Genomic DNA, 11,658 nt, shown 5'->3' on the forward strand with positions numbered 1-11,658 from the left:
AACAACCAGGCCGGCGTGGAGGCGCCCCTTTCACAGGAGATGGCGTTTACGGAGCAGTACATTGCAATCGAGAAAACCCGGCTGGGGGACCGGTTGGAAGTGAACTTAGACATATGCCCAGACACGCTCGATGCCATGGTACCGGGCATGTTACTTCAGCCGCTGGTCGAGAATGCGGTGCGCCATGGAGTGGCATGTGTTGCGGAAGGTGGGAAGGTCGACATAGAGAGCGAGCTGCACGAAGGGCGGCTGCGACTTATCGTCAGGAATTCGGGATGCCAAGGCCCCGGTAAGCACGGGGAAGGCGAGAATGGGATCGGCAAACGCAACATCTCCGAACGGTTGCAGACCCTGTACGGGGACGATCATCAGTTTTGGCTGGAGTGGCCGGAACGCGGCGGCTGTATCGTTACTGTGGAGCTACCTATCCGAAAGGTTGGCCGGCAAGAGGTAGCGGCGTGCTAGCGCTTATTGTGGATGACGAGCCGCTGGCGCGGCGCGGGGTCGTTCTCAGGCTACGGAAGTTCAAGGATGTCGAGATCGCCGGACAATGCGGCGATGGGGTAACGGCGGTCGAGAAGATACTCGACCTTTCGCCCGACTTAGTCTTCCTGGATGTGCAGATGCCGGGAATGGATGGTTTCGAGGTTTTGCGCGCGGTACCAAGGGAGAAGCTGCCGAACGTAATCTTCTTGACCGCGTATGAACAGCACGCACTGCGCGCCTTTGAGGTACACGCGCTGGATTACCTTCTGAAGCCGGTGGACGATGAGCGCTTCGCGGCCGCTATCGGCCGGGCGCGAAAGCTGGCCGATGCATCGTTGAAGACGAAGATGGCCGAACGCGTCTTGCAGATGCTCGATCAGACGCAAGAGAAATTTATCTCCCGTTTCACAGTGCAAACCGGGCCCCGCATACAGATTGTTCAGGCGGACGATGTGGAATGGATTGGGGCTGCGGGGGATTATGCGGAGTTGCACGCGCACGGCCGCGCATACCTGCTGCGCGAGACGATGGCTTCGCTGGAGCAGCGGCTCAACCCGTCGAATTTTCTGCGTATCCATCGTTCCCGAATCGTGCAGGCGGGGAATATCGTGGAGTTGCGCTCCATCGAGAACCGGGAATTCATTGTCAGGCTTTCCGATGGGTCCGAACACCGATCGAGCCGCACTCACGCGAACCGGTTAGAACGCTGGTTGTCGTCGGGAGGGCAATGAGGCGTGAGCCTGAGTACCGCTCGGTCGCTTTCGCGGCTCGGAAGGGAATGCGTGTGGGCGGCGTAATCGGCAGACCGCGGACGCGATGGCGCGGCGCATCCGTCGAAGATGCAATAATGAACGCTCTAAGCGGTTCTCAATTTGGATCTAACATCAGATTCACACGGGCGCGCCGCTTGCACGGCTCTGCTCTACATTGCCTTGGCATTCTGTCTGCTGAATCAAGGCGCGCCGGCGCAGACCGGCGGCTGCCCCCCTCGGATCTCGAGCGACGGCGTTATCCGCAATCCAACGAGTCTATCGAGCGCCAATGGCGTCCTCCGCGCAGCTTTCACGCTTCGCAGCCAGAAGATGCATGAGCTGGCGCTGCACGAGTGCTACGTTTATCAATCCGCCTCGGGGCCCGTGGAAGCGCCCACGGTGCGTGTCAATCCCGGCGACCGGCTCGAGTTGGACCTGACCAATCGCCTGACTTACGTTCCGCCGGGCGCTCCCCGCCTCGTCGCCGGGCACAGTCATGAGGAAGAGATGCCACCGGACGCGTGCTCCGGCGGCGCGATGTCGGCCACTTCCACGAACCTTCATTTTCACGGGCTGGGCGCTCCGCCGAAGTGCCATCAGGACGACGTGCTCACTACAAGCATTGCGAACACGGCGCCGCCGTTCGAGTATCGCTTCGAAATTCCGCGCAGCGCGTCGCCCGGCCTGTACTGGTATCACCCGCACGTGCACGGCTTCTCGACGCTACAGGTGAACGGCGGCGCGGCCGGCGCCATGATCGTAAGCGGCATGGAGAAAGTTAAGCCGGAAGTCGCCGGACTTCCCGAGCGGGTTCTCGTCATCCGCCAGGAATTCAAAGACGCCGATTCCTGGCTGCCCGGACCCAACCGGCTTACGGTCAACTTCCAGCCTGCCATTTATCCGCGACGGCGTTCGCCGGTAATCCAAATGAAACCCCGCGCGAAAGAATTCTGGCGCGTCGCCAACGCCGCTTCACAAGCCTTTTTGGCACTCGAGCTCGTCTATGATGGCGTTCCGCAAAACGTGACGCTAATTGCGCTTGACGGCTTTCCGGTGGAGTCCAGCGTGCAACTAAGCAAGATCGAATTGCCTCCCGGGGGCCGAGCGGAATTCATCGTTGCCGGACCGGCGGAAGGTCAAGTAGCTTCCTTCCGGCAAGAGGGTTTCGATACCGGCCAGATCGGTCCCGTGAATCCGCCGCAGGAATTGGCCAGGCTCGTTGCGGCTTCGAATGCCACTGTACCTCCGGCGGCGCCTCCCGGGACCGCGCTGCCATTCAAACGGCCGGCTAACGGCCGCGTGAGCGCGCGCCGCAGCTTCTATTTCGCGGAAGCAGCCAATGGCACTAACGGTCCCACGCGCTTCTTCCTGGCGGTCGAAGGCGCCACGCCCACTGTCTTCGATCCCGCGGCGCCGCCGGCAGTGATCACCAAGGTAGGCGCCGTAGAAGATTGGACCATCGCCAATCATGCCGGCGAGGTCCACACCTTCCACATTCACCAGATTCACTTTCTGTTTCTGGAGGTGAACGGCAAGACGTTGCCGCGTCCCGAATGGAGAGACACCATTATTGTGCCGGCTTGGGGTGGCGCCGGTCCGTATCCCACGGTGAAATTGCGTCTGGATTTTCGCGATCCGGGCATTGTCGGCGTGTTCCCATTTCACTGCCACATTCTGGATCATGAAGACGCGGGAATGATGGCAACGGTCCAAGTGAATCCGAACTAGCATGTGACAGTTTAGTCATACGAGGCGCGCGTTAGTCATACGCCATACGCGCCATTCACAACCTAGAGGACTGTGAAGGAATGTCCTTGACAGCGCAGGGGGGTTTTCTGCTAACTTACCTGCTGGACAGCTGCTTATATCGGAAGCGGCGATCGCCCGTAGACCAAGGAATAATAGTGGACAAAAAGAACTCTCCTGGCGCGCAGCGAGATCTTCGCAAGCGCGCTCTTCTTCGCAGCAGTGCTTTCCTGCAATCCCGCAGACGGTTTCTGGAGCAACTGGGAGGCGTGGGTCTGGCCGCCGTGGCGGCTCCTCTGATAGGCAAAAATCCCAAGGCCAAAGTAAAAGAACGCGGCCTTGGCATTTCGCAAGTGCAACACATCTTCGTGTTGTGCCAGGAGAATCACTCCTTCGATCATTACTTCGGCAGCTACTCCGGCCTACCCAGCGGTTACGGCATACCCGCCGGTTATACCAGCGGCGGCAAGGCGCCTTTTCATTTCACAACGCTGACTGACAACAACACCGATCCCAATCACGACTGGGACGCCATCCACACCGGGTACGCCAACGGCGCGATGAACGGGTGGTATGCGGCGAACGGCGAGAACGCGCTCGGATATTACGAAGCCTCCGATCTCGCCTACTACTACTCGCTCCTCCCGAAATACACATTGTGCGCGAATTATTTCTGCGGGATGCTGAGCGACACTCAGCCTAACCGCATGATCCTTTACTCCGGTACCAGCGGAGGCAATTGCTGCGATTGCATAGAAACCAACGGTACACTGGATTCCTCGACTTACCCGTGCATTTTGGATCTTCTTACCCAGTACGGCGTGACTTTCTCGAATTATAACTTCGGGGTCCCGGATAACTACTCTTACCTGGCGTTGTGGTCGAATTGGGCCACCGGCGGTTCGAACAACGAGCTAAACAAAACGCAAGCCCAGTTCACTACCGATTGCACCAATAACACGCTTGCCAACGTTGTATTCATCACCAACGAATCTCCGAACGATGAGCATCCACCCGAAGATATTCAAACCGGCGAAGGGCAGATGCAGCAGATCATCCAGGCGATACAAGCTTCTCCGGCTTGGGATAGCAGCGTCATTCTGCTGACCTATGACGAAGGGGGCGGCTTCTTCGATCACGTCCCTCCGCAGCAGTTGGATGCTTACGGCCCCGGTGTGCGCGTGCCCATGCTGATCGTCTCGCCGTTTGCCAAGGTCGGATACATCGACACGGTCTTCCAGTGTCACGGTTCGGTATTGAAGTTCATCGAGGCTGTGTACGGCTTGCCCACGCTGGCTTCCATCAACTCTTCGTTCAACACAAGCACTCCCACCACCAACAACTCCACCGACGGCGCGCCCTTCCCGCCGCGCGATGGCAATCCGGCTACCGGTAACTTGACGCAGTGTTTCAATTTCACCAGCTCTCCGGCCTTCGCGCTTTCCGCCAGTCCCACGTCTGTTTCCGTAGCCGACGGACACAGCGGGACCTCCACCATCACTTCTTCGGTTTCCGGGGGTTTTGACGACGCTGTCGCACTCTCCGCTAGCGGCCTGCCTACAGGCGTTACGGCGGCCTTTAGCCCTACCAGCATTGCCGCGCCTGGATCCGGCACTTCGACATTGACGCTCGATGTCGGAAGTACTGCTGCCCCGGGGACTTACACCGTCACCGTAACGGGAACGGGAGGCGGGGTGACGGAAACCACGGCGGTTTCTCTCACGATCACCAGCAGCACCGGCAGTCTTACTCTGACCGCGGGCCCCAGTTCACTGTCGGTAAACCAGGGAAGCAGCGGGACTTCTACAATCACGTCGAGCATTCCCACCGGATTCGACAGTGCTGTCACCCTTTCGGCTACCGGGATGCCCACCGGCGTGACTGCCGCGTTCAGCCCAACCAGTATTGCCGCGCCCGGATCGGGCTCATCCACCCTGACCTTGACTGTCAGCAGCAGCGCGGCGACCGGCAGTTACACGATAACCGTCACCGGCAAGGGGGGCGGCGACACGGCCACGACGACCGTCACATTAACGGTTGTGGGCGCCGCGCCGGGCTTCACTCTAACGGCGAACCCCGCTGCCGTCACCGTGCAAGAGGGAGCCAACGGAACGTCTACGATCACCGCTACTCCTTCCGGTGGATTCGACGGCTCGATCACTCTTTCGGCCAGCGGTTTGCCTTCCGGAGTAACCGGCAGCTTCAATCCCTCAAGTATTCCCGCGCCGGGCTCAGGCTCGTCTACCTTGACCCTAACTGTGAGTAGCAGCGCTGCCGCGGGGACCTATACTGTCAACGTGATTGGCACCGGCACAGGGGGCGTGGTGGCGAACACTTCGGTAGCTCTTACCGTCACCGGCGCCTCGTCAAATCTGGTTCAGAATGGCAGCTTCCAGACCGGGAGTTTCACTGATTGGACCGTTGGCGGGCCGGTGAAACCCACCATCACGACGGCCGAGACCTACTCCAGCAGCTATAGTGCGCTGCTCGGCCAGACCAAGACGCCTGAGGTGGATGGAACCAGCTACATCTACCAAACCATTAGCATTCCGAGTACGGCCAAAGCCGCCACGCTTACTTTCTGGTATTGGCCGGGAAGTGACGATAGCATCGAATACGCTTACCAGGAATGCCTGATCCAGAGCAGCTCAGGCTCTACCGATGCCACTGTTATGAAGGTGTGCAGCAACGCAAAGGCCTGGACTCAGGTCACCTATAACCTGAGCAGCTACATTGGCAAGACCATTCGCCTGTACTTTGGCGTGCATGGCAATGGTTACTCCTCGGACTACGTGTACATGTACCTCGATGGCATCGCCATTACAACTTAGGCGGTTGCGACGGTACGGCATTTGAACCTCACTGTGCTCCCGGCGGCGGCCTTACTGGCCATGGCCGCCTGGGGCGCGGATGCCCCTTTGCATTTTCTGGCCGCTAACGACGACACGGTGGCCCCGTTTCCGCCCAATACGGTTAGTCTTTACGCCATTGCCGCCGATGGCAGCCTAACCAATCCGGAGCGCGTATCGACGGGAGGAAACGGCATGGCCGGCGGTTATTTCGGCGCCTCCCGCATCCTGATCGCGCCTCGCGGCCGGGAAGCTTGTATCTACGCCTCTAATTCGCAGTCCGAAACGATATCCGGAATCGACGCCCGCACGCACAAACTGGCCGGGCCCTTTCACGGCTCACACGGCGATAACATCTTGGCTACCGACGGCATCGGCCTCGCCGCTAGCGACACTTATCTCTACGCCGCCTTCTCGGGTTCCGGCAACATCGGAACCTTTCGGATCCGGCCGGACTGCGCTCTAGAATTTGTGGGCGATCGCCACGCCCAGGGTTTGAGTGGCGGCACTGCGGAAGGTATGGCGATCCATGGGAACTTGCTGGTGACCGCTTATGGCGATGGTTCCGTCGAATCTTTCAACATTGCTGGCGGTATTCCGGTTTCGAATGGAGACGCCCGGTTCGACGCCGGGGCAAAAGCCGACTGCGTTTCCGACGCAGTGGATATCACTCGCGACGGTCACTTTGCCGTTTTCGGTTGCGGCTCTACCACGAGCGCCGTCGAAATCTCCGACATTTCCTCGGGGAAGCTGACGCCCGGCCTGGTTTACAATCTGGGCGGGGCGTGGAATTCCAGCAGCGTCCGGCTCAGCCCCGACGAGCGCCTACTATACATCTCAAACAGCTCCGGCGGGCGCATCACGGCCGCGTTTTTCGATAAGTCGACGGGCAAAGTGCGGCCGGGCTGTACGTCTCTCCCACTCCGCGGCTTCTACTCAAAATACGCGTACATCGGCGCCGTGGCCACCGAACTTGACGAGGGCGCGGGCGGTCTAATCTATGTGCCCGAACTCGGCACGGATAACAAGTCCTACATTGGATTGCTGCGCTTCACGCAGACGATAAGAGGGTGTACGCTTGCGGAAACGGCTAATTCACCTATCGAAAGCAGTCCGGCGGCAGCGTGGCTCTCGATTGGAGTGTACCCTCCCAGGCCGTTCTAAGCGATACCGCACAGTCGGCTCAAGCTGCGCGACTTGAGTACCAGAATAGGTCTGGAGTCGAGCCGTGCCGCTGCTTTCGGTCGCGCTCCAAGTTATGTCGCTAATAGCTTGTCCGGTGTGATCGGTAGATCGCGCACGCGCTTTCCAGTCGCGTGATAAACCGCATTCGCTATAGCTGCTGGAACTCCGGTAATCCCGATCTCCCCGATTCCCCGGCAACCAATCGAGTTGAAGTTATAATCCGGTTCGTCGATCCAACTAATATCCATCTCGGGAATATCGGCATGTACCGGGACAAGATAGCCGGCTAAGTCCGCATTCACGGGCTGTCCGTGCGCGCGATCGTAAGTCAGCTCTTCCATTAGCGCCGCCCCGATACCGAAAACGATGCCGCCCATGAACTGGCTGCGCGCGGTCTTCGCGCTGAGGATACGGCCGCAATCGAACACGCTGACGATTCGCGAAACTCGGACGCGTCCGATCGCGGGTGTCACGCGGACTTCCACGAAATGAGCTCCGGAGGAGTGGAAGGAGTACTCGTCGTTGTGCCCGAAGATGGGTTTCGTTTGGGCCTGCGCTTCAAGGAACGGGTGCTTGTTCAGCGAGAGCAACTCGGCGTAACCGATGCTTCGCGCGGGGTCCGACCGATGCGCCACGCGGCCGTTGTTGAAAATGAACTCGTTGGCATGTTTGTGAGCGCCGGTGAAGCCATCGGCCGCGTCCGCCGCAAGTTTCAGGAGTTCGTGTTTGATCTCGGTGCAGGCGTCCGTCGCGGCGGGCGCCGTACTCGCGGTTAGGTTTGAGCCGCCGGCCACTGCGCACTGCAGCAGGTCGCTATCGCCCAGCTTGGCGGTTACGCGCTCCAGCGGAAGGCCGAGCGCTTCGGCGGTAACGAGGGTCAGCATCGTGTACATGCCGGTTCCGACATCGGTTCCCGCAGTCGACACGGTTGCATGAACGCCTGAGGAATCGCTTTCCAGCCGCACATTGACCGCGGCGCCCATTAGGTAGCCGGGATAGGTTGCGGTCGCCATGCCCCAACCGATCAGCTCGTTACCGTCCGGCATGGATCGCGGCAAGGGATTGCGCGCGGACCATCCGAAACGTTCCGCGCCCCGGTCATAGCACTCGAGCAGATGATTGCTGGAGAAAGGCTTGTTCGTTGTGAGATCGATGGTCGCGTGATTGCGGCGGCGCAGGTCGACCGGATCCATCGCCAGCTCATACGCGAGTTCGTCGAGCGCACTCTCCTGCGCATATTGGCCGGGCATCTCACCGGGCGCGCGCATCCAACTCGGCTTAACCACGTTCAGGCGGACCATGTCGTGCTCGGTCGCGTAGTTCTCGATGTTGTAGAGCATGCGCGAGCTGATGGAAGCTGGCTCCGGGAACTCTTCTTTCAGCGACGTGTGCGTGGTCACATGATGGCGCATTGCGGTGATCTTGCCGTCCCGCGTGGCCCCAATTTGGAAGCGCTGGATGGTTTCGCTGCGATGCCCGACATCGGTGAGCACTTGCGGGCGCGTCAGGATGCATTTCACCGGGCGCTTCAACTGGCGGGCGGCCGCGGCGGCCAGGATCGTGTGCGCCGCGGTGGCGCCCTTCGATCCGAACATCCCGCCGGTGAAGGGGCAGATGATATGGACTTTCTCCGGTTTGAGATCGAAAGCCGCGGAGAGAACTGTTTGATCGCCCTTGACCCATTGCGTCGCGTTATAGACGGTGAGCGTGTCATCCGACCAGGAGGCGATCGTGGCATGCGGCTCCAGCGCACAGGGATGTTCGGTGGGCGTGCTGTAGGTTGCGTCGAGCCGGACATCCGCCTTCTCGAACTCCTTTTTCCAGTGGCCGCGCTCGAAGGTAAGCGGCTGGCCCATGAAGTCCCCGGGCTTGTAGCGTGTATCCTCCGCGTCTTCGATTGCCACCGCAAAACGTTCGCCCTTTGTGTAGTCCACCTTGACGAGGGAAGCGGCGTATCGCGCCTGCTCCAACGTTTCAGCGACGACCATGGCGACATACTGGCCGTTGTGGAGGATCTGGTCATCCGAAAGCGGCGGCCGCGCTTCCGCCGCGACGCCGCCAGCCATCATGTCGTTGGGCATTTTGCCGAGGTGCGGCGCGTTCTTATGTGTCAGTACGAGCAGGACGCCCGGAGCTTGTTTGGCCTCCGCGGTATCGATGTTCCTGATTTTGCCGCCGGCCGCGGAGCTGCTCACGAGCACGCCGTGTGTCATTTCCCCGAGCACGAACTCGCTCGCATATTGAGCCGCGCCGGTGACTTTCTTTCTTCCGTCGACGCGATTGACGGGACTACCGATCAGTGTGGTCGTCATTTCAGAAGCTCCGGGCCATCAATTCTTCCAGCGCCAACACGAGCGTGCGTTTGGCGAGTTCGATTTTGAACGCATTGTGATGCTGTGGTTTGGCTGGCGCGAGCGCGGCGTCGGCCGCGGCTTCGAAGGTAACGCGTTCGGCGGGTTTGCCGGTGAGTGCGGCCTCCGCTTCCTTCGAACGCCAGGGAACGGTTCCGACTCCGCCTAACGCTACGCTTGCGCGGGTGATTGTTTGGCCCTTTGTTTCCAGAGCGACCGCAGCCGATGCCAGCGCGAACTCGTAGCTCGCCCGATCGCGCACCTTCAGATAGTGCGACCGGCGCGCCATTGGGTTGGCGGGTAGATGGACGTGGGTGATGAGTTCGGCGCGATTCAGAACCGTTTCGCGTTCGGGCGTTTCTCCCGGCAGCAGATAGAACTCGGTGATCGGAATCTGCCGCTTCGTTCCATTGTGCATTTGCGTGTGAATGACGGCGTCGAGCGCTACCAGCGCAACGCACATATCGGAAGGATGGGTCGCGATGCAGTAATCGCTGGTTCCTAGGATCGCGTGCATGCGATTGACGCCGGTGATTGCGTCGCATCCCGAGCCGGGCTGGCGTTTGTTGCAGGCTGAGTTAATGTCGCGAAAGTACGTGCATCGCGTGCGCTGCAGCAGGTTGCCGCCGGTGCTCGCCATGTTGCGCAACTGGGCGGACGCGCCGGCCAGCAGCGCTTCGGAGAGAACCGGGTACTGCTCGCGAATGGTGGCGTGATGCGCGAGATCGCTGTTACGCACGTTGGCGCCGATCAGGATTCCATCCGGCTGTTCTTCGATGGACGAGAACGGCAGGTGGTTGACGTCGACGAGTTTGGCCGGAGTCATCACGTCCAGCTTCATGAGGTCGATGAGCGTGGTGCCTCCGGCGAAAAAGACGGATTGCGCGCCTTCGCCGGCAGCGTGGATGGCGGCGGCCGGGTCGGTTGCTTCGACGTATTCGAAGGGGTGCATTATGACCGTCCTTTCTTGCCGATCGTCTGCGCGTGACGGATGGCCTCGACGATATTCGGGTAGGCGCCGCAGCGGCAGATGTTCCCGCTCATGCGCTCGCGAATTTCTTCGAGCGAAAGTTCGTCAGCGTGGCTTGGAATTTGTCTGGCGGCTTCTTCGAGCATCGCGACCGCGGACATGATCTGGCCCGGAGTGCAATAGCCGCACTGGAAACCGTCGCACTCGATGAAGGCGGCCTGCATGGGATGGAGTTCGCCGCCATCGGCCAACCCCTCGATGGTTGTGATTTCGTCATGCTGGTGCGCGATGGCAAGCGACAGGCAGGCGAGCACGCGCTGCCCGTTAATGTGAACGGTACATGCGCCGCATTGGCCTTGATCGCAGCCTTTCTTGCTTCCGCTGAGCGCGAGTTGTTCCCGAAGGGCGTCAAGCAGGGTGGTTCGGGGGTCGAGCTGGAGATTTCGCTCTTCGCCGTTGATACGTAGCGTTACGGAAACAGTGGCGCTGGTTGGGTTGGGTGTCGCAATCTGGCCCATGGCCCGAGTATAGAGAATCGCGCGGATTGGTGAGGAATCGGACGGGCTAGTGAATCGTGCGCGTTTTCCGATTCATGTAATCCATCAGAAGATATTGGCCGAGATTGTAAGGCGTGGTGAAATACGCCTTCCCGCGGCAGATTTCGGTCACCTTCTGGACGAAGTTCACTAAGCCGTAGTCGCTGGCGAGCATGAAGGTGTTGATCAAAATGCCCTGCTTGCGGCAGCGGTTGACTTCTTCGAGCGTCTTGCTGATCACCAGCGGGTCGAGCCCGAACGCATTGCGGTACATGCGCCCGTCTTCCAGGGTCAGCGCGCTCGGTTTGCCGTCGGTGATCATTACGATCTGGCGCATGTCTTTCCGCTCGCGCTCCAGCAGCCGCTGCGCGAGGATCAAACCGTCGCGCGTGTTGGTGTAATAAGGTCCGACCTGGACGCGCGCGAGCTGGCTGATGTCGAGTTCCTCGGCGGAATCGTGGAACAGGACGCAGCGCAGCGTGTCACCCGGATATTGCGTGCGAATCAGGTGAGCCAAAGCCATCGCAACCTTTTTCGCCGGCGTGAACCGGTCCTCGCCGTACAGGATCATGCTGTGGCTGCAATCCAGCATCAACACCGTCGCGCACGAGCTTTGATATTCGCACTGATGGACGTGCAGATCCTCATACTCCAGGTTCAGCGAACCTGCACGCCTTCCCGGCGCACCGCCGAGAACAGCGTCTCGCTGACATCCAGGTTGAGCGTGTCGCCGAATTCGTATTGCTTCGAAGTCCCGGACGACTCAATTCCGGTAGCCAGGTC

8 protein-coding genes and 1 pseudogene are annotated in these 11,658 nt (G+C 60.0%); 5 read left to right on the forward strand and 4 right to left on the reverse strand.

The features are described from left to right. The 5 genes from H1Y01_RS15645 to H1Y01_RS15665 form a co-directional block, all read left to right on the forward strand. A partial coding sequence (locus H1Y01_RS15645; RefSeq protein ID WP_367399793.1) for a sensor histidine kinase occupies positions 1-465 on the forward strand: 465 nt, incomplete at its 5' end. Next, the gene (locus tag H1Y01_RS15650) at positions 459-1,217 is read left to right on the forward strand and encodes a LytR/AlgR family response regulator transcription factor (RefSeq protein WP_180541446.1); all 759 of its coding nucleotides are present in this window, start codon (positions 459-461) and stop codon (positions 1,215-1,217) included. The genes H1Y01_RS15645 and H1Y01_RS15650, both read left to right, overlap by 7 nt. 141 nt (positions 1,218-1,358) lie before the next feature. Further along, a complete protein-coding gene (locus H1Y01_RS15655; RefSeq protein WP_180541447.1) occupies positions 1,359-2,966 on the forward strand; it encodes a multicopper oxidase family protein in 1,608 nt (535 codons plus the stop codon). A 176-nt stretch (positions 2,967-3,142) separates the two neighbouring features. After that, positions 3,143-5,815: an alkaline phosphatase family protein gene (locus tag H1Y01_RS15660; RefSeq protein WP_180541448.1), complete on the forward strand. Its 2,673-nt coding sequence runs from the start codon at positions 3,143-3,145 to the stop codon at positions 5,813-5,815. A gap of 21 nt (positions 5,816-5,836) precedes the next feature. Next, positions 5,837-6,997, forward strand: a complete 1,161-nt coding sequence (locus tag H1Y01_RS15665) for a hypothetical protein (protein ID WP_180541449.1) — start codon at positions 5,837-5,839, stop codon at positions 6,995-6,997. A 92-nt stretch (positions 6,998-7,089) separates the two neighbouring features. On the opposite strand, the gene H1Y01_RS15670 is transcribed toward H1Y01_RS15665, so the two are convergent. From H1Y01_RS15670 to H1Y01_RS15685, 4 genes and pseudogenes are all read right to left on the reverse strand, one after another. After that, on the reverse strand, positions 7,090-9,330 hold the full coding sequence (locus tag H1Y01_RS15670; RefSeq protein WP_180541450.1) for a xanthine dehydrogenase family protein molybdopterin-binding subunit: 2,241 nt from the start codon (positions 9,328-9,330) through the stop codon (positions 7,090-7,092). Position 9,331: 1 nt separating this feature from the next. After that, positions 9,332-10,321, reverse strand: coding sequence for an FAD binding domain-containing protein (locus H1Y01_RS15675; protein ID WP_180541451.1), 990 nt, complete (start codon positions 10,319-10,321; stop codon positions 9,332-9,334). Further along, positions 10,321-10,884, reverse strand: coding sequence for a 2Fe-2S iron-sulfur cluster-binding protein (locus tag H1Y01_RS15680; RefSeq protein WP_437179971.1), 564 nt, complete (start codon positions 10,882-10,884; stop codon positions 10,321-10,323). The genes H1Y01_RS15675 and H1Y01_RS15680 overlap by 1 nt, the downstream gene beginning before the upstream one ends. A 19-nt stretch (positions 10,885-10,903) precedes the next feature. Next, positions 10,904-11,658, reverse strand: a pseudogene (locus H1Y01_RS15685) (vWA domain-containing protein); the annotation flags it as partial.

The organism is Nevskia soli, from assembly GCF_903970205.1.
Lineage (GTDB): Bacteria > Acidobacteriota > Terriglobia > Bryobacterales > Bryobacteraceae > Bog-113.